Origin of the sequence: Achromobacter insuavis (genome assembly GCF_902859645.1) — a bacterium.
In the GTDB taxonomy this organism is placed as follows: domain Bacteria; phylum Pseudomonadota; class Gammaproteobacteria; order Burkholderiales; family Burkholderiaceae_B; genus Achromobacter; species Achromobacter insuavis.
The window spans coordinates 1-21225 of record NZ_CADIJR010000061.1 but is presented as its reverse complement, the minus strand read 5'-3'; the positions used below and the strand labels follow the sequence as shown (position 1 = coordinate 21225).

Annotated in this window: 21 protein-coding genes; 2 read left to right on the top strand and 19 right to left on the bottom strand. The window is 67.0% G+C overall.

Annotated features, from left to right (window positions below):
- Nucleotides 1-41: 41 nt before the first annotated feature.
- From H0523_RS23965 to H0523_RS23915, 11 genes are all read right to left on the bottom strand, one after another.
- On the bottom strand, nt 42-467 hold the full coding sequence (locus H0523_RS23965; protein WP_049070837.1) for a F0F1 ATP synthase subunit epsilon: 426 nt from the start codon (nt 465-467) through the stop codon (nt 42-44).
- 9 nt (nt 468-476) lie between these two features.
- Entirely contained in the window at nt 477-1877 is a 1401-nt protein-coding gene (atpD, locus tag H0523_RS23960; RefSeq protein WP_054434844.1) for a F0F1 ATP synthase subunit beta, read from the bottom strand.
- Nucleotides 1878-1920: 43 nt separating this feature from the next.
- Nucleotides 1921-2826, bottom strand: a complete 906-nt coding sequence (gene atpG, locus H0523_RS23955) for a F0F1 ATP synthase subunit gamma (RefSeq protein ID WP_006392533.1) — start codon at nt 2824-2826, stop codon at nt 1921-1923.
- 99 nt (nt 2827-2925) lie between these two features.
- Nucleotides 2926-4467: a F0F1 ATP synthase subunit alpha gene (atpA, locus tag H0523_RS23950; RefSeq protein ID WP_054434847.1), complete on the bottom strand. Its 1542-nt coding sequence runs from the start codon at nt 4465-4467 to the stop codon at nt 2926-2928.
- A 31-nt stretch (nt 4468-4498) separates the two neighbouring features.
- Complete coding sequence (locus H0523_RS23945) at nt 4499-5038, bottom strand: F0F1 ATP synthase subunit delta (RefSeq protein WP_006392531.1); 540 nt, start codon at nt 5036-5038, stop codon at nt 4499-4501.
- A 12-nt stretch (nt 5039-5050) separates the two neighbouring features.
- On the bottom strand, nt 5051-5521 hold the full coding sequence (locus tag H0523_RS23940) for a F0F1 ATP synthase subunit B (protein WP_006227275.1): 471 nt from the start codon (nt 5519-5521) through the stop codon (nt 5051-5053).
- Nucleotides 5522-5663: 142 nt separating this feature from the next.
- Nucleotides 5664-5906: a F0F1 ATP synthase subunit C gene (gene atpE / locus H0523_RS23935; protein ID WP_003815363.1), complete on the bottom strand. Its 243-nt coding sequence runs from the start codon at nt 5904-5906 to the stop codon at nt 5664-5666.
- Between the two features lie 120 nt (nt 5907-6026).
- Nucleotides 6027-6908 carry a F0F1 ATP synthase subunit A gene (atpB, locus tag H0523_RS23930; RefSeq protein WP_054434848.1) on the bottom strand — a complete coding sequence of 294 codons (882 nt, stop codon included), beginning with the start codon at nt 6906-6908 and terminating at the stop codon, nt 6027-6029.
- Nucleotides 6909-6995: 87 nt separating this feature from the next.
- A complete protein-coding gene (locus tag H0523_RS23925; RefSeq protein WP_006392529.1) occupies nt 6996-7409 on the bottom strand; it encodes an ATP synthase subunit I in 414 nt (137 codons plus the stop codon).
- Nucleotides 7410-7866: 457 nt separating this feature from the next.
- Nucleotides 7867-9429: a DUF1254 domain-containing protein gene (locus tag H0523_RS23920; protein ID WP_054434851.1), complete on the bottom strand. Its 1563-nt coding sequence runs from the start codon at nt 9427-9429 to the stop codon at nt 7867-7869.
- 263 nt (nt 9430-9692) lie between these two features.
- Nucleotides 9693-10469 (bottom strand): enoyl-CoA hydratase, encoded by a 777-nt coding sequence (locus tag H0523_RS23915; protein WP_006392527.1) that lies wholly within the window; start codon nt 10467-10469, stop codon nt 9693-9695.
- Nucleotides 10470-10508: 39 nt separating this feature from the next.
- Here H0523_RS23915 and H0523_RS23910 point away from each other — a divergent pair, with 39 nt between their 5' ends.
- On the top strand, nt 10509-12296 hold the full coding sequence (locus H0523_RS23910; RefSeq protein ID WP_054434853.1) for a M61 family metallopeptidase: 1788 nt from the start codon (nt 10509-10511) through the stop codon (nt 12294-12296).
- A 282-nt stretch (nt 12297-12578) separates the two neighbouring features.
- Here the strand turns inward: H0523_RS23910 and H0523_RS23905 are convergent, their stop codons facing one another.
- The 5 genes from H0523_RS23905 to H0523_RS23885 all read right to left on the bottom strand — a co-directional run bounded on the left by H0523_RS23905 (nt 12579) and on the right by H0523_RS23885 (nt 16964).
- Nucleotides 12579-13571 (bottom strand): Bug family tripartite tricarboxylate transporter substrate binding protein, encoded by a 993-nt coding sequence (locus H0523_RS23905; protein WP_054461042.1) that lies wholly within the window; start codon nt 13569-13571, stop codon nt 12579-12581.
- 37 nt (nt 13572-13608) lie between these two features.
- A complete protein-coding gene (locus H0523_RS23900) occupies nt 13609-14313 on the bottom strand; it encodes a 3-oxoacid CoA-transferase subunit B (protein ID WP_054434855.1) in 705 nt (234 codons plus the stop codon).
- Nucleotide 14314: 1 nt separating this feature from the next.
- On the bottom strand, nt 14315-14980 hold the full coding sequence (locus tag H0523_RS23895) for a 3-oxoacid CoA-transferase subunit A (protein WP_054434857.1): 666 nt from the start codon (nt 14978-14980) through the stop codon (nt 14315-14317).
- Entirely contained in the window at nt 14981-15949 is a 969-nt protein-coding gene (locus tag H0523_RS23890; protein WP_054434859.1) for a Bug family tripartite tricarboxylate transporter substrate binding protein, read from the bottom strand. It abuts the gene before it with no gap.
- 124 nt (nt 15950-16073) lie between these two features.
- Nucleotides 16074-16964 (bottom strand): LysR substrate-binding domain-containing protein, encoded by an 891-nt coding sequence (locus H0523_RS23885; RefSeq protein WP_054434899.1) that lies wholly within the window; start codon nt 16962-16964, stop codon nt 16074-16076.
- 126 nt (nt 16965-17090) lie between these two features.
- On the opposite strand from H0523_RS23885, the gene H0523_RS23880 reads away from it, so the two are divergent.
- Nucleotides 17091-17852, top strand: a complete 762-nt coding sequence (locus tag H0523_RS23880) for a maleate cis-trans isomerase family protein (RefSeq protein WP_054434862.1) — start codon at nt 17091-17093, stop codon at nt 17850-17852.
- Nucleotides 17853-17855: 3 nt separating this feature from the next.
- Here the strand turns inward: H0523_RS23880 and H0523_RS23875 are convergent, their stop codons facing one another.
- The 3 genes from H0523_RS23875 to H0523_RS23865 all read right to left on the bottom strand — a co-directional run.
- Nucleotides 17856-18455 (bottom strand): ANTAR domain-containing response regulator, encoded by a 600-nt coding sequence (locus H0523_RS23875; RefSeq protein WP_082380628.1) that lies wholly within the window; start codon nt 18453-18455, stop codon nt 17856-17858.
- Nucleotides 18456-18484: 29 nt separating this feature from the next.
- Nucleotides 18485-19639 (bottom strand): transporter substrate-binding domain-containing protein, encoded by a 1155-nt coding sequence (locus tag H0523_RS23870; protein ID WP_054434864.1) that lies wholly within the window; start codon nt 19637-19639, stop codon nt 18485-18487.
- Between the two features lie 91 nt (nt 19640-19730).
- Nucleotides 19731-21225, bottom strand: a 1495-nt coding sequence (locus H0523_RS23865; protein WP_180180167.1) for a nitric oxide reductase activation protein NorD, incomplete at its 5' end; no start/stop codon positions are given.

Sequence of the window (21225 nt, the reverse complement as noted above, 5' to 3'; positions counted from 1 at the left end):
TTTTCGAGTCCGGGGCGAACCCCGGCGGGTCGTATCGCCGCTTAGTGCGAACGACCGCCTTGACGCAGCTTGCGCGCGGCGACGGCTTGCGCCGCCAGCATCGCCAGCTCGGCTTCGACAACCGCGATGTCGGCCTTGTCCTTGGCGTTGGCCAGGGCCTCTTCGGCGCGCTTGCGCGCTTCCAGGGCACGGGCTTCGTCCAGGTCGGCGGCACGGATGGCGGTGTCGGCCAGGACCGTCACGCTGCCCGGCTGCACTTCCAGAATGCCCCCGGCGACGAAGATGTTTTCCTCGCCTTGGTCGGCACGAACGATCTTGACCGTCCCGGGGCGTATGCGCGAAATCAGCGGGGTGTGGCCGGGCAGAATGCCCAGTTCACCCGCTTCGCCAGGCAGCACCACGAACTTCGCCTCACCGGAGAAGATCGCTTCCTCTGCGCTGACGACATCCACATGCAGGGTAGCCATATCGGTTCCTTATTGCAGTTTCTTGGCCTTCTCGAAGGCCTCGTCGATCGAGCCGACCATGTAGAAGGCCTGTTCCGGCAGCGCATCGCACTCGCCGTTCACGATCATCTTGAAACCACGGATGGTTTCGGCCAGCGGCACGTACTTGCCGGGCGAACCGGTGAACACTTCGGCCACGTGGAACGGCTGCGACAGGAAACGCTGGATCTTACGGGCGCGGGCCACGGCCTGCTTGTCTTCCGGCGACAGTTCGTCCATGCCCAGAATCGCGATGATGTCGCGCAGTTCCTTGTAGCGCTGCAGCGTCTGCTGCACGCCACGGGCCACGGCGTAGTGCTCTTCGCCGACGACTTGCGGGTCGAGCTGGCGGCTGGACGAATCCAGCGGGTCCACGGCCGGGTAGATACCCAGGGCGGCGATGTCACGCGACAGCACGACGGTCGAGTCCAAGTGCTGGAAGGTGGTGGCGGGCGACGGGTCGGTCAAGTCATCCGCCGGCACGTACACGGCCTGGATCGAGGTGATCGAGCCAGTCTTGGTGGACGTGATGCGCTCTTGCAGCTTGCCCATTTCTTCGGCCAGCGTGGGCTGGTAGCCCACCGCCGACGGCATACGGCCCAGCAGTGCCGACACTTCGGTACCGGCCAGGGTGTAGCGGTAGATGTTGTCCACAAAGAACAGGATGTCGCGGCCTTCGTCGCGGAACTTCTCGGCCATCGTCAGGCCGGTCAGCGCCACGCGCAGACGGTTGCCGGGGGGTTCGTTCATCTGGCCGAACACCATCGCAACCTTGTCCAGAACGTTCGACTCTTCCATTTCGTGGTAGAAGTCGTTGCCTTCACGGGTACGCTCACCCACGCCGGCGAACACCGACAAGCCGCTGTGCTGCTTGGCGATGTTGTTGATCAGTTCCATCATGTTGACGGTCTTGCCCACGCCGGCGCCGCCGAACAGGCCGACCTTGCCGCCCTTGGCGAACGGGCACACCAGGTCAATAACCTTGATGCCGGTTTCCAGCAGTTCCACCGACGGCGACAGCTCGTCGAAACGAGGAGCCGGCTGGTGAATGCCACGCTTTTCTTCGTGCTGGATCGGGCCGGCTTCGTCGATGGGACGACCCAGCACGTCCATGATGCGGCCGAGCGTGCCGGTGCCGACGGGCACCGAGATCGGGGCGCCGGTGCCGGCGACCTTCATGCCGCGGCGCAGGCCGTCGCTGGAGCCCAGGGCGATGGTACGCACCACGCCGTCACCCAGCTGTTGCTGCACTTCCAGCGTCAGACCCTTTTCGGCGAACGAGGAACCCTCGTCGACCAGAGTAAGCGCTTCGTAGATCTTGGGCATGTGATCGCGGGGGAACTGAATATCCACCACGGCGCCGATGCACTGAACGATGGTTCCGTTGCTCATGTCGATTCCTTGCTTGATAGCTTTTGACGGGATGCTGCCTGCCTCAGACGGCGGCAGCGCCCCCTACGATTTCCGAAATTTCCTTGGTGATCGCGGCCTGGCGGGTCTTGTTGTAGACCAGCTGCAGATCGCCGATGACCTTCTTGGCGTTGTCCGACGCCGCCTTCATGGCGACCATCCGGGCCGACTGCTCCGAAGCCATGTTCTCGGCCACGGCTTGGTACAGCAGGCCTTCAACGTAACGCTGCAGCAGGTCGTCGATCACGCTACGAGCGTCGGGTTCGTAGATGTAATCCCAGCTGTAATCCGATTTCACTTCCGAAGTCTTGGCCAGGCTTTCGGCGCCCGTCTGGTACGGATCTTCCAAACCGCTGGCCAGGGGCAGCAGGCGCAGGAACAGCGGCTCCTGCTTCATCGTGTTGACGAAGCGGGTCGAAGCCACGTACAGCGCGTCGATGCGGCCTTCCAGGTAGGCGTCCAGCTGCACCTTGATCGCGCCCAGCAGGCGGTCCAGTTGCGGCTTGTCGCCCAGTTGCACTTCCTGGGAAACCAGCTTGGCGCCGATACGGGACAGGACACCCACGCCCTTGTTGCCGAAAGCGGTCGCCTGAACGGCGATGCCGTTCTTCTCGAACTCTTTCAGCTTCGTCAACACCACGCGGGTGATGTTGGTGTTCAAGCCGCCGCACAGACCCTTGTCCGTCGTCACCATGACCACGCCGACCGCCTTGACTTCGCGCTCGACCAGGTACGGGTGGCTGTACTCGGGGTTGGCCTGCATCAGGTGCGCGGCGATCTCGCGCACCTTGGTGGCGTACGGACGGCCCGCGCGCATCCGTTCCTGCGCCTTGCGCATCTTGGATGCGGCGACCATTTCCATCGCCTTGGTGATCTTGCGCGTGTTTTGCACGCTCTTGATCTTGGTTCGGATTTCCTTAATTCCGGGCATTGCGCTTTCCTGTGAAGACTGGCCGATGGGTTGGCGCTAGCGCCTCAACCATCCGATAAGGATGGGTGAGGCGCAGCTGACGCCTAACCCATCACTTTCTTAAAAAGCACCGTGCTTCTTGAATTCCTGGATGGCGGCGGCGAGTTCGCTTTCGTCATCCTTGGACAGTTCCTTGGTGTCTTCGACGCGCTGGATCAGGGCCGCGTGCTTGGCCTTGAGCTGGTCCTTCAGCGCCTTTTCGAACGACAGCACCTGGGCCACGTCCACGTCATCCAGGTAGCCGTTGTTGACCGTGTACAGCGTGACGGCCAGTTCCCACACCTGCAGCGGCTGGTATTGCGGCTGCTTGAGCAGTTCGACCACGCGCTTGCCGCGCTCGAGCTGGCGACGGGTGGCGTCGTCCAGGTCCGAGGCGAACTGCGCGAAGGCGGCCAGTTCACGGTACTGCGCCAGGTCGGTACGGATACCGCCGGACAGCTTCTTGACGACCTTGGTCTGGGCGGCACCGCCCACGCGCGACACCGAGATACCGGCGTTGATGGCGGGACGCACACCAGCGTTGAACAGGTCGGTTTCCAGGAAGATCTGGCCGTCCGTGATCGAGATCACGTTGGTCGGAACGAAGGCCGACACGTCGCCCGCCTGGGTTTCGATGATCGGCAGCGCGGTCAGCGAGCCGGTCTTGCCCTTGACGGCGCCATCGGTGAACTTCTCGACGTAGTCTTCGTTCACGCGGGCGGCGCGTTCCAGCAGGCGCGAGTGCAGGTAGAACACGTCGCCCGGGTAGGCTTCGCGGCCCGGCGGACGGCGCAGCAGCAGCGAGACCTGGCGGTAGGCCCAGGCTTGCTTGGTCAGGTCGTCATAAACGATCAGGGCGTCTTCGCCGCGATCGCGGAAGTATTCGCCCATCGTGCAGCCGGCGTAGGCGGCCAGGTACTGCATGGCGGCGGAGTCCGAAGCCGAAGCGGCCACGACGATGGTGTATTCCATCGCGCCGTGCTCTTCCAGCTTGCGCACCACGTTGTTGATCGTCGAAGCCTTCTGGCCGATGGCGACGTACACGCAGGTGACGCCCTTGCCCTTCTGGCTGATGATGGTGTCGACGGCCACGGCGGTCTTGCCGGTCTGGCGGTCGCCAATGATCAGTTCGCGCTGGCCACGGCCGATGGGAACCATCGAGTCGATAGCCTTGATGCCGGTTTGCAGCGGCTGCGACACCGAGCGGCGGGCGATAACGCCGGGAGCCACTTTTTCGATGATGTCGGTGGCCTTGGCGTTCACGGGGCCCTTGCCGTCGATCGGCTCGCCCAGCGTGTTGACCACGCGGCCTTTCAGCTCGGGGCCGACCGGGACTTCCAGAATGCGGCCGGTCGTCTTGACCGCGTCGCCTTCGGACACGCCGGTGTAGTCACCGAGAATAACGGCGCCGACGGAATCACGCTCGAGGTTGAGCGCCAGACCGAAGACGTTGTTGGGGAATTCGAGCATTTCGCCCTGCATCACGTCGGACAAGCCGTGGATGCGGGTAATACCGTCGGTCACGGACACGACGGTGCCCTGAGTACGGACATCAGCCGAAGCGCCCAGGCCCTCGATGCGGCTCTTGAGCAGTTCGCTGATCTCGGAGGGATTGAGTTGCATATTGACTCCTGGAATCCTGTTAGTGCTGCCTTTAAGCGGCGAGCGTATCGCGCATGCGGGCCAATTGGGCTTGTACGGAAGTATCGAGCACCTGGTCCCCGACGGCCACGCGCACGCCGCCGATCAACGACTGGTCGACGGTGACGACGGGCTTGAGCTTCAGGCCGAATTTCTTCTCGAGACCGGCGACCAGTTCTTGGACCTGGGCATCGCTCAGCTCGAACGCGCTGGTGATTTCCGCCTGCGCCGTGCCGTCGTGACGGTTCCGCAGCACCACGAATTGCGTGGCGATCTCGGGCAGCAGCAGCAGCCGGTCGTTTTCGACCAGCAGCTCGATGAAATTGCGGGCGGCCTGGGGCAGTTCGGCCTTTACCAGGCCAGTGAACAGCTCGACGCGCTGCTTGTCGCCCAGACGCGGGTCGGCCATGGCCTCGCGCACGTCGGGGTTGGAGGCGACCTGCGACAGCTCGCTGACCAGGTCGGCCCAAGCCTGCAGGCCGGCCTTGTCGTCGCGCGCGGCGGCGAACAGGGCTTCGGCGTACGGCCTGGCAACAGTGGAAAGTTCAGCCATGACGGTCCCGGATTAAAGCTGCGCGCGGAGCTGGTTCAGCAGCTCGGCGTGGGCGCGGGCGTCAACCTCGCGCTTGAGGATCTGTTCAGCACCCTTGACGGCCAGCGCGGCGACGTCGTCGCGCAGCGAATCACGGGCGCGCTGGACTTCCTGCGCGGCATCCTGTGCAGCTTGCGCCACGATGCGGGCACGCTCGGCTTCCGCTTCACGGCGGGCCTGCTCGATCAGGGAGGCGGCTTGCTTCTCGGCCTCGATGATGCGGGCGTGGTTTTCGGACTTGGCAGAAGCCTCGATCAGACTGACGCGCGCCTGGGCCTGGGCCAGATCGGCCTTGCCCTTCTCCGCGGCGGCAAGGCCGTCGGCGATTTTTTGGCGGCGCTCGTCCATCGCCTTCGTCAGAGGAGGCCACACGAATTTCATCGTGAACCAGCCCAGAACGAAGAACACGAGCATCTGGAAAATGATCGTCGCGTTCAGATTCACGGTCGTTCCTTTAACACCTTGCGGCTCCGACGGCACCCGGGACGGGCAACGCGGAGCACTCGATACTTTGCTGACCGGCGACGGGGCTCAAGCCCTCATCGCCGCCAGCGTCATGACCCGCCTTTTCGCCGGCGGGCGTGCCTTAGCCGACGAACGGGTTGGCGAAGGCGAACAGCATGGCGATACCCACGCCGATCAGGAATGCCGCGTCGATCAGGCCAGCCAGCAGGAACATCTTGGTTTGCAGAGCGTTCATCAGTTCAGGCTGACGAGCCGAAGCTTCCAGGTATTTGCCGCCCATCAGTGCGATGCCGATGCAAGCGCCGATAGCGCCCAGACCGATGATAAGACCGCAAGCGAGAGCAACGAAAGCGACGTTGGTCATGACAACTCCTTGGTTAGAAATCTGAAGTCAAAAAACAAAAAAGAATGGTGGTACTGCTCAATGCAAGATGATCTTGCTATCCAGTGCCGGCCGGGAGGCCGACGCCGGAAATTCGGGGGATCAGTGGCCTTCGTGCGCCTGGCCGAGATACACCAGGGTCAGCATCATGAAGATGAAGGCCTGGAGCAACACGATCAGGATGTGGAAGATGGCCCAGATCGAGCCGGCCAGCACGTGGCCGATTCCCAAGCCGATGCTGGCGCCGTTGAAACCGGTCCAGGCACCGCCCAAGAGGGCGATCAGCATGAAAATCAATTCGCCGGCGAACATGTTGCCGAACAACCGCATGCCCAGCGACACGGACTTGGCGGCGTATTCGATCAGGTTCAGCAGCAGGTTGAACGGGGCCAGGACGATGGCGCCGATACCGTGCGCGTGGAACGGCGCGGTGAACAGTTCCTTGACGAAGCCGCCCGGGTGCTTGATCTTGATGCCGTAGTAGAACATCAGCAGCAGCACGCCCAGCGACATGCCCATCGGCACGTTCAGGTCGGCCGTCGGCAGCACGCGGTGGTAGTAGAGGGGGTCGCCGTGGTGCGCGCCCAGGCCGGTCCAGCGCCAGATCGACGGCAGCAGGTCGACGGGCAGCAAGTCCAGCGCGTTCATCAGGATGATCCAGAGGAACACGGTGAGCGCGAGCGGAGCGATGAAGAGGCGGCTCTTGGCGTTGTGGACGATGCCCTTGGCCTGATCGTCGACCATGTCGACGATCATTTCCACGAAGGCCTGGAAGCGGCCCGGAACGCCGGCGGTCGCGCGGCTGGCGGCGCGCCACAGGAAGAAGATGACGATCAGACCCGTCAGGCCGGACCAGAACAACGAGTCGTAATTGATGATGTCGAACTGAGCAATTGCGCTCTGTTTCTCGCCCGTATTGTTCAGATGCACCAGGTGATGCTGAATATACGCGGACTGAGGCGACACGTCGCTGGCAGCAGCCATTTGAATCCTACCCTATTTGCTGTATGCCCGAGCCCTTGCGAGCCGGACGATTCCACGATTCCGTTTGCCGTAACCCAACCGGCAGCGCTATGACAACTTGCGGAACATCAAAAGCAGGAGATATCCCTTCAGGGTGAGTATCAAGCCCAGCAGCGCGGCGGGCCAGACGATGCTGTCCTGCGCCACACGCGAAAGCAGCCACAACAGCAACGCCGTTGCGAACAACTTGATCAACTCACCAGAGAGAAAGGTAAAGGGACTGGCCTTACCGGCCCGAACACTGACAGCCAGGCGCAATGCGAACAACGCATTGGGTATGAAATACGCTCCTGCCCCCGCCAGCGCCGACCAACCTGCCGCCGCCCCTCCGACAACCCCCGCTATTACTGCTGCTGCGAGCCCCATGGCGCCTTGCGCCGCCAGTGCCAACAAGAGTCCGCGGCCAGCCTGCGCATTCAGCGCCGCGCGGTCCGCGTCGCTGAGAACCAGCACCCGGTCCACCGGATCCTGATCCGCCAGAACCTGGCGTGCTTCGCCCTGTTGCGCAAGGGACTGATCCATTCCACAGGACTGATCCCGGGTTTTCTCGTCCCAATCGCGCGCAGGTTCGTGCCGCACTGTGTTCTGCTGCATCAAACTTCCCCGCTTAAAGCCTTATACCGCCAGCCTTGCCCCTGTCAGAACCCTGGCGAAATCCCTGCCATGTGTTCTTATCCCGCAAGCGTCAAACCCGCAGAGTATAGCGTGATTCTTTTTACCCGAGCAAATGAACTTTCGGCGGTTTGTAAGGCGACAACAGCGCCCGCCGGGCGGACCCGCGGCGTGAAAATTGGGGACGCGAAATCGGGAAGGCCGTCGGCGCGCCGCTGATCCCGCGGCCGGCGCCACGGCAAAGAAAAACGGCCCCTCGCGGGGCCGTTGGTCGCGCGCCGGCGGCGGCCGCGCGGCGTCGGATCGGTCAGTCGCGCTTGACCGGCGGCGGCGCCCACAGACCGTCGAGCGCGACGTCCTGCGGCCAGTACAGGCGCATGCTGAGCAGGAACGGGCCGTCGGCGGCCGGCGTCGCCAGCCAGTTGGCGCGCTTGCGCTCGCCCGGATCGCGGCGCTGGATGTAGATGTCCAGCGAGCCGTCGGCGTTGTACTTCAGGCCGTCGGTGCTGCGCAGCGCATAGCGGTTGGCCGGGTTGTCGGCGAAGCCGTGCTTGTCGTTATAGACATGCAGCGACCAGAAGGCGTTGGCCGGCGGCAACTGGCCCTTCTCGAAATGCAGCACGTAGTCCTCGTTCGAGCTGAGCGCGCGGCCCTTGCTGTCGGCGACGGTGACCGGATAGAGCACGTCTTCCGCGGTCGGCGCGCCCAGCCCGGCGTAGGCGATGGCGGCGCGGCGCGTGTAGTCCGTGCCATAGGTGCCGATGCCGGTGAGCACGGTGTTCCAGCCGTTCATCGGCGTGGCCAGGCGCGAGACGCCGTCGGCGATGCGGCGGCCAGCCAGCGGCTGCGCCTCGGTCAGGGCCTGCTGCACGGCGGGGCTGAGGCGGCCATACGAGAACGGCTGGCGGTTGTCCAGGCCGATGCGGCGCATGCGGTCCAGGATCGGCGTGTCGTTGGCATGCGGCGGATTGTTGCGCATGACGTCGAAGAACAGCGTGAAGAACGATGCCGCGTCCATGCCCGCGACCTGCTCGGCCGGCGTGCCCTCGCCTACCGCCACGGGCGTGGACATGGGCATCGGCACATCGCTGCCAATCGGGGCCGTGCCCACGCCCGGACCGGTCTGCGGATAGGGCGTGGCGCTGCCGGGACCGCGATGGCGGCCGGGCACGGGCGCCACCGGCGCCACCATCGGGCTGGCCGACATGTTGGCCTGGATCTGATTGACCGCGGCGTAGTCCTGCGGGCCGCCGGCCTGGGTCCAGCCGATCAGCCAGCCGGTCGAGGTGGGGCTGCGGATCAGGTCCACGCCCGGCGGCGGCACGCCGTCCCAATTGGGGCCGACGATGGCGAACGACTGCGCGCCGGGGCCGTTGGTGCGCGTGCCGCGCGAGGCGAACACGTCGCTCCACATATCCAGCGCCGACAGCACGGTGTAGTGGTTGCCGGTGTCGGGCAGGCGCACGATCAGCGGCGCGCGCGAGACATCGAACCACAGGCTCGAATACAGCGCGTCGGCGCTGGGCCAGGGCGTGTCGGCCGCGCGCGGGTCGGGGAAGGCGGCCTTGTGGCCGAACTGGTTGACGGGCGCCTTGCCTTCCAGCGGCGACTGCACCGCGGTGGCCTTGCGCCGCGCCAGTTCCATCACCACCATCGGATAGGCGTAGACGTAGGCGTCGATCGCGATGTCGCGCAGTTCCTGCGCGCTCATCTGCGGCGCGGGCGCCGCGGCGGCGGGGTACGGCGTTTCAGACACCAGCCGCATCGACGGTCGCGGCGATTGCGCTTGCGTGGCGGTCACGAAGCAGACGCTCAAGGCGCCCGCGAGCGCGGCGGCGGAGCACCGGCGAGTAAAAGGGGAAGTACGCATGCAAGGCTCCTTGTTGCTATTGTTTGCAGGCGAGCCGCCGCGCATGGGCTTACCAGTTCGGGCAAGCCTCTCTGGCGCGGCACCTCTTCTTTTTGAGTGACGCCTTTTCAGGATAGGGCCGAACACTGCAACAAGGTGCTGCCCAAAAGTTTCAAGGCGCAACGCGCATCCTCCCCGGGCGGCGCAAGAAAAAACGCGCCCGTGATGGGCGCGTGGGGACGTTTCATGCCCCGGCCGGCGGGCCGGCAGGGGCGTAACAAGGTTTAACGGTGTTTGAAGTCCGGTTTGCGCTTCTCGGTGAAGGCGGCCATGCCTTCCTTCTGGTCCTCGGTCGCGAACAGCGAATGGAACACGCGGCGCTCGAACAGCAGGCCTTCGTTGAGCGATCCCTCGAAGGCGCGGTTGACGCATTCCTTGGCCATCATGACCGACGGCAGCGACATCGAGGCGATCACGGTGGCGGCCTCCAGGGCCTCGTCCATCAGCTTGTCGGCCGGCACCACGCGAGACACCAGGCCGGCGCGCTCGGCTTCCTCGGCGCCCATCATGCGGGCGGTCAGGGCCATGTCCATGGCCTTGGCCTTGCCCACCGCGCGCGGCAGGCGCTGCGTGCCGCCGGCGCCGGGGATGACGCCCAGCTTGATTTCCGGCTGGCCGAACTTGGCGGTGTCGGCGGCGATGATGATGTCGCACATCATGGCCAGCTCGCAGCCGCCGCCCAGCGCGTAGCCGCCGACCGCGGCGATCACGGGCTTGCGGATGCGCTTGAGCGTTTCCCAGTTGCGCGTGATGTATTCGCTGCCGTAGACGTCCATGTAGGACCAGTCTTTCATGGCGCCGATGTCGGCGCCGGCGGCGAAGGCCTTTTCGCTGCCCGTGATGACCACGGCGCCGATGTCGGCATCCGCCTCGAAAGCCAGCAGCGCCGCCCCGAGCTCGTTCATCAGTTGATCGTTGAGCGCATTGAGCGCCTTGGGGCGGTTCAGCGTCAGCAGACCGACGCGGCCGCGGGTTTCGACCAGCACAAACGACTCGCTCATTACCTGTCTCCAGAGGATGGGATGAAATAAGATATACGGATGGAAAAAACTGCCGCTTTCCCCGTGTCTTTCCCCGTACTTTACCGCCTTGCGCCGCACGACCCCGCCGGCCACCGCTACCGGATAACCCTAACCGTCCAGACGCCCGCGCCGGAAGGCCAGCGGCTATCGCTGCCGGCCTGGATTCCGGGCAGCTACCTGATCCGCGATTTCTCGCGCCAGATCGAGTCGGTGGCGGCCTATTCGGGCAGCCGGCGCGTGGTTGTCGACAAAATAGACAATCACACCTGGCAGGCCGCGCCCTGCGACGGCCCGCTGCGGATCGAGTACATGGTCTATGCGTGGGACCTGTCGGTGCGCGGCGCGCACCTGGACGAGACCCACGGTTTCTTCAACGGCACCAGCGTGTTCCTGCGCGTGCATGGCCAGGACCACCTGCCCTGCCTGGTGGACCTGGCGCCGCCGCGCGGCATCGAGGGCTGGAAGGTCTACACCAGCCTGCCCGAGGCCCGCGGCCACAAGGGCGCGGCGCGGCGCCACGGCTTCGGCCTGTACCTGGCGCCGGACTACGACGCGCTGATCGACCATCCGGTCGAGATGGGCACGCCGCAGGTGGCCAGCTTCACGGCGCATGGCGCCGAGCACGAACTGGTGTTCACGGGCGTGGCGCCCAACCTGGACCTGGCCCGCATCACGGCCGACGTGCGCAAGATCTGCGAAACCCAGATCGCCTTCTTCGAGCCGCGCAGCAAGCGCGCGCCGTTCCTGGACAGCGCCGACCGCTATGTCTTCATGACGATGGTGACGGGCGATGGCTACGGCGGCCTGGAGCACCGCGCCAGCACGGCGCTGATGACGGCGCGCAAGGACCTGCCGGTGCTGGGCCAGCAGGGCCAGGGCGAAGGCTACCGCGGCTTCCTGGGGCTGGTGAGCCACGAGTATTTCCACACCTGGAACGTCAAGCGCATCAAGCCGCAGGCGTTCGTGCCCTATAACCTGGCGCAGCCGGACCTGACGCGGCTGCTGTGGGTGTTCGAAGGCTTCACGTCCTATTACGACGATCTGCTGCTGCTGCGTTCCAACGCCATCACGCAGAACGATTACCTGCGCCTGCTGGCCAAGACCATCACCAGCGTCGCGCGCACGCCGGGGCGGCACAAGCAATCGGTGGCGGAAAGCTCGTTCGACGCGTGGACGCGCTATTACAAGCAGGACGAGAATTCGCCCAATGCGCTGGTGAGCTACTACACCAAGGGCGCGCTGGTGGCGCTGGGGCTGGACCTGCTGATCCGGCAGGAGTCGGCGGGCACGCATTCGCTCGATGATGTGATGCGCCTGCTGTGGCAGCGCTATGGGCGCGATTTCTATCGCGGCAAGGCGCAGGGGCTGGCGGAAGATGGGCTGCCGGCGCTGATCAAGGAGGCGACGGACGTGGACGCGCGGCGCTTCATTGCGCGGCATGCCTATGGAACGGCGGATGTGCCGCTGGCGGAGCTGCTGGCGCCGCAGGGAATCAAGCTGCAGTGGAAGCCTTCGGTCAATATTCCTTCGCTGGATGTGCGCACGCGCAAGCAGGGCGAGTCGCTGGTATTGGCGACGGTGCTGGAAGGTGGCGCGGGACACAAGGGTGGGTTGTCAGCCGGGGATGTGCTGGTGGCGATCGATGGGCTGAAGGTCGAAGGGGCTGCCGGCGTGGAGGTGCTGCTGGGGCAGTACCGGGCGGGGGATCGCGTCGACGTGCATGTGTTCAGGCGGGATGAGTTGAGGGGGTTTCAGGTTCGGTTGGGGGAGCCTGAGGCGTTGGATTGTGTGTTGTCGTTTGGGTAGGTTGTTTTTTTAGGGCCTTCTTTTGGGAAGGCCCTTTTTGTATTGGGGCGGTGGGGTTCTTGAGGCGCGTTGAGACTTAACGGCCGCTGTTGGGGCGAGCTGTTTGCTTGGCGTTTTTTGCCATCAAGGTGCGGGGTGAGAGGATCTTGCGGGGCCCGCCGCAAGACGGCCGCGCGGGCGGCCTTTTGCGGCTTACGTGGTGTCTTGCGATTTGTGATGACGCTGTCGCGCGCGCGGTGGTTTTTCCGGTTGCGCGCGGTGGGCGCCAGGCGCCCTGCCGGGTCAGTTCAGTTTGGCGCCGGAGACTTCGACGGCTTGTTTCCAGGTGTCGAGTTCCCTGGTGATGTGGTCGGCGAAGGCGGCGGGGGTGGAGCCTACGGTTTCGTAGCCGTAGCTGTTCAGCTGGGCCTTCAGGTCGGGGGTGTTGATGGCGGCGGCGATGGCGGTGCTGAGGGTGTCGAGGATGGCGGGTGGCGTGTCGGCGGGGGCCAGGATGCCGTACCAGCCGTTGATGACGAAGCCGGGGACGGCTTCGGCGACGGTGGGAACGTCGGGCAGCAAGGGGGAGCGGTGTTCGCCGGTGACGGCCAGGGCCTTGAGTTTGCCGGACTGGACCTGGGGCAGCGAGGTCGAGATGCTGTCGAACATCAGCGAGACTTCGCCGCCCAGCAGGGCGACGACGGCGGGGCCGCTGCCTTTGTAGGGGACGTGCAGCATGTCGGTGCCGGTGCGGTGCTTGAAGATTTCGGCGGCCAGGTGGCTGGTGTTGCCGTTGCCGGCGGAGGCGAAGCTGAGCTTGCCGGGATGCTGTTTGGCGTAGGCGATGAGTTCGGGGATGCTGTTGGCGGGCGTGGACAGCGGGGCCGAGACCAGCATGGGCAGGGTCGCCACCAGGGAGACCGGGGCGAAGTCGCGGCGAGTGTCGTAGGGCAGCGAGGGGTAGAGACTGGGGTTGATGGCGTGGGCGGCCAGGACCATCAGCAGGGTGTAGCCGTCGGGCCTGGCGCGTGCCAGTTGCGACGAGGCGATGGCGCCGCCGGCGCCGGGCTTGTATTCCAGCACCACGGGCTGGTTCCATTTCTTCTGCAGGGCCGCGCCGAGCGGGCGGGCCAGGATGTCGGCGCTGCCGCCGGGCGGGTACGGGATCAGCAGCGTGATGGGCTTGTCGGGGTAGGCGCCGGCGGGTGTTGCCGCCGCGGGCTGTGCGCGGACGGTCGTCGCCGCGGCGAACAACAGGCTGGCGGTTGCCAGGACGGCTAGGACGGGACGGTGCATGGCGGACTCCGGAATGGCTCGGACAGGGCGGGTTGCCTCAGCCCCTGACGTAGCGCGGCGCGCCGGCGGCATCGAGCGCGATGACCGATGGCGTGTCGGCAAACCGCAAGGGCGCTTCGGTGGCGGCCTGCAGCGCCTCGGCGCTGACGCCCTGCAGCATGGCGTGCACGCGCAGGCCGTCGGGCGTGACGTCGATCACGGCCAGGTCGGTGTAGATGCGGGTGACCACGCCCGCGCCCGTCAACGGGTAGCGGCACTGGCGCAGGATCTTGGGCGCGCCGTCGCGGCCGCGGTGTTCCATCATGGCCAGCACCTGGCGCGCGCCGACCGCCAGGTCCATGGCGCCGCCGACGGCGGGAATGGCGTCGGCCGCGTCGGTCTTCCAGTTGGCCAGGTCGCCGCGTTCCGAGACCTGGAAGGCGCCGAGCACGGCGTAGTCGAGGTGGCCGCCGCGCATCATGGCGAACGACACGGTGTGCTCGGTGATGGAAGCGCCCGGCAGCAGGGTGATGGGCTGCCGGCTGGCGTTGATGAGGTCCGGATCGACGGCGTCGCCGGCCGCGGCGGGCCCCATGCCGGTGATGCCGTTCTCGCTGTGCAAGAGGATGTCCTTGTCAGGCGGCAGGTAGTCGCCGACCAGGGTCGGCATGCCGATGCCGAGGTTGACGACCGAGCCATCGGGGATATCGCCGGCCAGCAGTTGCGCGACCTGCTGGCGGGTCATGGGGGTGATCGTCGGCATGTCAGGTCTCCACCCGCACCACGGTTTTCACGAACAGGCCGGGCGTCATGATGTGCTCGGGCGTGAAGGCGCCCAGCGGCACGACCTCGTCGACCTGGGCGATGGCGTGGCCGGCGGCCATGCACATCACCGGATTGAAATTGCGCGCGGCATGGCGGTACATCAGGTTGCCCCAGCGGTCGCCCTGGTACGCGCGGATCAGCGCGTAGTCGCCGCGCAGCGGCTGTTCCAGCACGTAGCCGACGCCGTCGATCACTTCCTGGCGACGGCCCTGCGCCAGCTCGGTGCCGTAGCCGGTGGGCGTGTAGAACGGCCCCAGGCCGGCGCCGGCCGCGCGCAGGCGCTCGGCCAGGGTGCCCTGCGGCACGCATTCCAGTTCCACCTCGCCGGCGCGGAAGGCGCGGGCGAAGGCCTCGGAATTGGGCGGGCGCGGATGCGAGCAGATGATCTTGCGCACCTGCCGCCGGTTGAGCAGCGCGGCGATGCCGCGGTCATGGGTGCCGGCGTTGTTGGCGATGAGGGTCAGGTCGCGCCGGCCCAGCTCGGCCAGGCAGTGCAGCAGTTCGTACGGCACGCCAGCCTCGCCGAAGCCGCCCACCAGCACGCTGGCGCCGTCGGGAATGACGGCCACGGCGTCCCTCATGCAAGCCTGAATCTTGTCGATCACTTATTGCTCCTGCGCGATGCCCGCAGCGTCCACGATCTGTTTCCAGCGCGTGCGTTCCTGGTCGATGAAGGCGGCGAACTCGGCCGGCGTGTTGCCGCCGGCCTGCCCGCCCATGGCGCGGAAGCGCTCGGCGATATCGGGGCTGCGCACCACGTCGCGGGTGGCGGCATAGAGCGTGTCGACGACGGTGGCGGGCGTGCCGGCCGGCGCCACCAGGCCGAACCAGGCGGTGACGACCATGTCGGGCACGCCGGCCTCGGCCATCGTCGGCACGTCGGGCAATTCCGCCAGCCGCCGCGCGCTGGTGACGGCCAGCGCGCGCAGCTTGCCCGACTGGATATAGGGCATGGAGCTGGGCAGGTTGTCGATCATGAAGGTGAACTGCTGGCCCAGCAGCGCCGCCACCGCCGGGCCCGCGCCCTTGTAGGGCACGTGCGTGCCGCCGATGCCGGCGCGCTGCTTGAACAGCTCGGCCGACAGGTGCGGCGACTGGCCGCTGCCCGAGCTGCCGAACGACACCTTGCCCGGGTCCCGCCGCGCCAGCGCCAGCAGGTCGGCCACGCTGTGCGCGGGCGAGGCCTCGTTGACCACTAGCACGTTCGGCACGGAAATCACCAGCGTCACCGGCGCGAAGTCGGCCGGCTTGTAGGGCAGCGTCTTGTAGAGCGCGTAGTTGATGGCGTTGGGGCCGATGTTGCCCATCAGCACCGTGTAGCCGTCAGGCTTGGCGCGCGCCAGGGTCTGCGCGCCGATGATGCCGGCGGCGCCGGCGCGGTTCTCGACGATGACCTGCTGGCCCAGCTTCGTGGCCAGCTTGTCGGCGATCAGGCGCGCCGCGATGTCGGTGGTGCCGCCGGGCGAAGCCGGCACGATGAGGGTGATGGGCCGTTCGGGCCACGCCGCCAGGGCGGGACCCGCCATGGCGAGCGACAGCGCGCTGGCGGCCAGCCAGCGTTGCGGGTGCGGCATGCTTGTCTCCCTGCGTGATCCTGGTGCGAATCAACTTGTGCGGGAGAGTGTGGCCGCGATGCCGCGAAATGCCTATTCCGGAATCTGGAGGAGCGGCTTCGCCTGCGCAAAAGAGCGCATCGTTTCAGCGCGGCGGGCGTGCCGCGATCTGCGCCGCCGTGCGCAGGAACGCCTGCAGCGCGCGGTTGCCGTCGTCGCGCCGCGTGACCGCGTAGACCGTGCCGCTGCCGACCGCGGCCGGCAGCGCGCACACCACGATGCGCGCGCCGAAATGGCCGCACGCCGAGGCCGGCACCAGGGCCACGCCCAGCCCGGCCGCCACCAGCGCCAGCTGCGCCGGCACTTCGGCCACGCGCTGCGCCACCGATTGCGCCAGGCCGGCGCGGGCGCAGGTATCGGCCAACTCGCGGGCGAAGGCCGAGGTCTCGGTGCGCAGCATCACGAACGCGTCCTGCCTGAGGTCGGCCAGCGCCAGGCGCTTGCGCCCGGCCAGGCGGTGCCCGGGCGGCAGGGCCGCCACCACCGGATCGGGCCACAGCGCCAGCGATTGCAGTTCGTCGTCGTCCACGGCGGTGCGCGAGATGCTGACGTCGATCCGGTGGCCGCGCACCGCGTCCAGCTGCGCGGCGGGATTCATCTCGTTGAGCAGCACCGACACCTGCGGGTGGGTCTGCGCATGACGCGCGATCAGCGCCGGCACCGGCCCCAGGAAGTGCGAGCCTGACAGGCCGATCTCGACCCGTCCCGCCCTGCCCTGGTCGACGGCGCGCGCCCGCACCGTGGCGTCCTTGAGGCCGGCGAGCGTGGCGCGCACGTCGTTCAGGAACGCGGCGCCGGCCTCGGTCAGCGTCACCCGCCGGTTGGTGCGGTCAAACAGCCTGACCTCCAGCTCGCGCTCGAGCTGGGCGATCTGCAGGCTCAGCGGCGGCTGCGAGATATGCAGCCGGGCGGCGGCGCGGGTGAAGTTGAGCTCTTCGGCCAGCACGGCGAAATAACGGAGTTGGCGGATTTCCATGGCGGCCAATGATTTGCGAAAGATATGAAACCAGACAAAAACTATATTGGAAACTATCGTTCGCGGCGAGCAGAATCGGCTTCTCGCGTCCACCCGGGCGCTGACAACGCTTACCGGAGACCCGCCATGACCCAGTCGCCCCGCGTCCTGCGCATCGGCCAGATCGTTCCCAGTTCCAACACCACCATGGAAACGGAGATCCCCGCCATGCTGCGCCGGCGCGAGACCATCGCGCCCGAACGCTTCACCTTCCACTCCAGCCGCATGCGCATGAAGCAGGTGACGGCGGCCGAGCTGGCCTCGATGGACCGCGAGTCCGACCGCTGCGCGCAGGAACTGTCGGACGCGCGCGTCGACGTGCTGGGCTACGCCTGCCTGGTGGCCATCATGGCGCAGGGCCTGGGCTACCACCGCGCCTCGCAGGAACGGCTGCACCAGGCCACCGTGGACAATGGCGCGCCCGCGCCCATCGTCTCCAGCGCCGGCGCGCTGGTCGAGGGACTGCACGCCATCGGCGCGCGCAAGGTCGCGATCCTGACGCCCTACATGAAGCCGCTGACCAAGCTGGTGGTGGACTACATCGAGCACGAAGGCATCGAAGTGCACGACAGCCTGTCGCTGGAGATCGCCGACAACCTGAAGGTGGGCGCGCAGGACCCGATGGCGCCCGCCAGTCATGTCGCGCGCCTGGACACGCGCGGCGTCGACGCGGTGGTGCTGTCGGCCTGCGTGCAGATGCCGTCGCTGGCGTCGATCCAGCCGGTGCAGGACCGCCTGGGCCTGCCGGTGGTGACCGCCGCCGCGGCCACGGTCTATCGCATGCTCAAGGTGCTGGACCTGGAAACGCGCGTGCCCGACGCCGGCGAACTGCTGACCGGCAAGTACTGAGCGCTATTTGCCAAGCGACAGGATCTCGTTGGCGTTGACGATGGCGCCGGCGATTTCCTCGGTGGTGACGCGCTTGTTCATGGCCTGTTCTCGGATCAGGTCGTAGGCCTGCCCTTCCGTCACGTTGCGCGTGCGCATCAGGATGCTCTTGGCTTCGGCGATGCGGCGCGCGCCCAGCAGCTTGCCTTCGAGCTTGCGCAGCCGGCGCGCGTGCGAGCGGATGTCGTCGTCGACCTGCCGCGCCACCACCAGGGTGGACAAGAGGCCGAACGATCTCACCGGCGACGGCAGCACCGCCTTGGCGCCGATGCGCAGCACCGCCTCGACGATGGTCGGGTTCTCGTAGGTGACGATGGCGATGACCATCGGCGCGTCGTCACTCTTGGCCCATTCGAAGCCCAGGTCGATGACGTCCGGCCGCACCGCCAGGAACACCGCGTCCAGCCCCTCGGGCAGGGTCGGCGCGGGCGGCCAGAAGGTCTGCACCTGACAGCCGATGCGCTGCAGCTGCTGCGTCAGCTGCCTGCCATCGGCGTCGTCCGGGTGGTAGACGGCGATACGCAGGGTGCGCAGGTCCTTGAGCAACGAAGGCGTCGCGCGCATCACGCGCAGGCGGCTGGCCGGCTCCACCGTCAGATCTCCAGCGAGCTCAGGGTCGCCGTCCAGTCGCCCAGCGAATGGGTGACCAGGTACGGATCGGGATGCACGGGCCGGGTGGCCTCGCGCACGATGGTGAACTGGCCCTTGCCGTTGACCCGCCCCACCCGCGGATAGAGGCAGGTGTGGTGGTTGGTGGGATCGATGCGCACGCGGCCCTGCGGCGCCTGGAATTCGCTTTGCAGCACGCGCGGCAGGATCTGCGCGATCTCGTCGGTGCCGGTGTCGCGGTAGGCGTTGGCGAAGATGTGCATCTGGAAGTACGCGGCCTCCCAGCACAGGTTGGGCACGCAGTCCTGGCCGAAGCGCCGCCGCAGCCGTTCGAGGCAACGGTGGTTGACCTCGGAGTCGATCGACTGGAAATACGGCGCCGACGTGAAGTGCCCGGCCGCCACCTCGGGCTCCATCTGCGAGATCTCGGCCTCGGAGGTGGTCAGGCTGGCGATCGGCATGGTCTTGGGATCGAAGCCGGCGTCGGCGTAGGCGCGGTACAGGCAGGCGGTGGAGTTGCCCACCACGGTCGAGAAGATGAAGTCGGGGCGCTTGTTGCGGATGTCGTCGAGGATCTCGCGGTAGTCGCGCTCGGTCGCGGTCAGCGGCACGTAGCGTTCGCCCAGCTTGGCGCTGTCCTGCCGCTGCAGCACCAGCTCGCGCATGATGCGGTTGGACTCGTAGGGATAGATGTAGTCCGAGCCGATCAGGTAGACGCGGGCGCCGAAGTTGGCGGTCATGAATTCCGCCAGCTGCACGCTGTTCTGGTTGGGCGCGGCGCCGGTGTAGATGATGTTGTTGGAGAACTCGAAGCCCTCGTACAGCGTCGGGTAGAACAGCAGCCGGTTCCATTTCTCGACCACCGGCAGCACCGCCTTGCGGCTGCTGGACATGTAGCAGCCGAAGATGACGTTGACGCGGTCCTGGGTGATCAGCCGTTCGGCCAGCACGCTGTAGGTGGCCGGGTCGGAACGCGGGTCGTAGCGCACCGGCACGATCTCGCGGCCGTCGACGCCGCCGGCCTCGTTGATCTCGTCGATCGCCAGGAGCGTGCCCTGCAACTGGGAACGGCCTATGGTCGATGTGGCCCCCGTTTCAGAGAACAACACGCCCACGCGGATAGGATCTTTGTTTGCCATGGTCGGAGCAGCCGCCGCACAGAGGTCAATCGGTCGAGGTGATCAGTTTCAGCATAGGCGCGCGCGGCGTCAACACGTGGATTCCTGGGGGTCAACCAAGCGTCGCGCGGCTGTAGCCATGCGCCAGCGCGGCCGGCAACGCGGCCGCGTTCAGCACGATGCGGTAGCCGCGGAATCCGAACATCGCCCGCAGCTGGGGTTCGGCTTTTGCGTCCAGCGCCACGCATTGCACCCGCAGGCCGCGGCGGCGCAGCGCCAGCACCGCTTCGCGCGCGTCTTCCACCAGGTAGCGCGGGTCGTGCACGTCGATATCAGACGGCGCGCCGTCCGTGACGACGATCAGGGCGCGGCGTTCGCCGGGCGCGCGCAGCGCCAGCTCGCCGGCATGGCGCAGCGCCGCGCCCAGGCGCGTGGAATAGCGGGCCCGGGCCGCCGCGATGCGGCCCAGGGCCGCGTCCGTGGGCGGCGCGCCGGCATCCAGCAGGCGGTAGTAGTGAACGGCCGCGCGCGTGTCCGAACAGAAGCCGTGCACCGCGATGCGGTCGCCGCTCTCGGCCACCGCGCCCACCAGCAGCGCGGCCGCGCGCTTTTCCAGGTCGAGCACGGTGGCGCCGTCCTGCGGCGCGGGGTCGTTGGCCGAGGCCGACAGGTCCAGCAGCACCAGCGTGCTGCAGACGCCGGGCTGGCTGCCCGGCCGCTGGAAGAAACGCGCGTCCGGCGCCAGGTCCAGGCGCCGGTCGATCATGACTTCGATGGCGGCGTTCAGGTCGATGTCATCGCCCTCCCATTGCCGCCGCAGGCGCCGCGCCCGATCCAGGCGGCGCGCGCGCGGCAGCGCCAGCCGCGGCGGGCGCAATCCCGCCAACGGCGCGGCGTCGGCGCGCCAGCCGGGCAGGCGTTCGATCACGGTGCACCAGTCCGGCCGGCCGCGCGCCAGCCGGTAGTCCCATTCCGGATAGCCGTAGCGGCCCAGCTCGACGTCCTCATCGGATTCCGCCTGGCGCTCGCCCGGCGCCGCCTCGCGCGCCTGCGGCGCTGCGCCCTGGCTGCCCAGGGCCAGCGCGGGCGGCGGCTCGGCGGCGTCGCCGTAGTCCCACAGGTAGCTGTTGTCGTCGCGGTAGGCCACCGGCACCACATACTGCAGCGGGTTGAAGCGCACCCGCATCTGGCCCAGGTCGTTGGCCAGCAGCGAGGCCAGCCGGCGGAAGGCAGCGATATCGGCCAGGTCGGCCGCGGCCTGCGTCTCGAACCGGTCGCGCGCCTTGTTGACCCAATGGTTGTCGTCGCGCAGCGCGGGATCCATCAGCAGGCGGCACAGGCGCCGCACCAGCGCGGTGAAGCTCAGATCGGTCGGATCGGGCGGCGGCGGGATGAACGGACGGAACCAGCGCCGCACGCCGGGATACAGCGCCGCCAGCACGCGCTCCACGCGCGCGTCCTCGACGGCGGACACCACCGCCAGGCCCATCGGCTTGAGGCTGGCCACGGGTTGGGCGGCCGGGGAATACAGCAGGTGCGCGGCCGCGTGGGCCACGGCGGCGCGGCGCAGCGCGGCGGCGTCCGGCGCATCGACGCGCGACGCGCCG

Coding starts and splice junctions, on each gene's coding strand:
- H0523_RS23965 (WP_049070837.1), bottom strand. CDS start 467: ATGGCTACCCTGCATGTGGATGTCGTCAGCGCAGAGGAAGCGATCTTC.
- atpD (WP_054434844.1), bottom strand. CDS start 1,877: ATGAGCAACGGAACCATCGTTCAGTGCATCGGCGCCGTGGTGGATATT.
- atpG (WP_006392533.1), bottom strand. CDS start 2,826: ATGCCCGGAATTAAGGAAATCCGAACCAAGATCAAGAGCGTGCAAAAC.
- atpA (WP_054434847.1), bottom strand. CDS start 4,467: ATGCAACTCAATCCCTCCGAGATCAGCGAACTGCTCAAGAGCCGCATC.
- H0523_RS23945 (WP_006392531.1), bottom strand. CDS start 5,038: ATGGCTGAACTTTCCACTGTTGCCAGGCCGTACGCCGAAGCCCTGTTC.
- atpE (WP_003815363.1), bottom strand. CDS start 5,906: ATGACCAACGTCGCTTTCGTTGCTCTCGCTTGCGGTCTTATCATCGGT.
- atpB (WP_054434848.1), bottom strand. CDS start 6,908: ATGGCTGCTGCCAGCGACGTGTCGCCTCAGTCCGCGTATATTCAGCAT.
- H0523_RS23920 (WP_054434851.1), bottom strand. CDS start 9,429: ATGCGTACTTCCCCTTTTACTCGCCGGTGCTCCGCCGCCGCGCTCGCG.
- H0523_RS23915 (WP_006392527.1), bottom strand. CDS start 10,469: ATGAGCGAGTCGTTTGTGCTGGTCGAAACCCGCGGCCGCGTCGGTCTG.
- H0523_RS23910 (WP_054434853.1), top strand. CDS start 10,509: ATGGAAAAAACTGCCGCTTTCCCCGTGTCTTTCCCCGTACTTTACCGC.
- H0523_RS23905 (WP_054461042.1), bottom strand. CDS start 13,571: ATGCACCGTCCCGTCCTAGCCGTCCTGGCAACCGCCAGCCTGTTGTTC.
- H0523_RS23900 (WP_054434855.1), bottom strand. CDS start 14,313: ATGCCGACGATCACCCCCATGACCCGCCAGCAGGTCGCGCAACTGCTG.
- H0523_RS23890 (WP_054434859.1), bottom strand. CDS start 15,949: ATGCCGCACCCGCAACGCTGGCTGGCCGCCAGCGCGCTGTCGCTCGCC.
- H0523_RS23885 (WP_054434899.1), bottom strand. CDS start 16,964: ATGGAAATCCGCCAACTCCGTTATTTCGCCGTGCTGGCCGAAGAGCTC.
- H0523_RS23880 (WP_054434862.1), top strand. CDS start 17,091: ATGACCCAGTCGCCCCGCGTCCTGCGCATCGGCCAGATCGTTCCCAGT.
- H0523_RS23875 (WP_082380628.1), bottom strand. CDS start 18,455: ATGCGCGCGACGCCTTCGTTGCTCAAGGACCTGCGCACCCTGCGTATC.
- H0523_RS23870 (WP_054434864.1), bottom strand. CDS start 19,639: ATGGCAAACAAAGATCCTATCCGCGTGGGCGTGTTGTTCTCTGAAACG.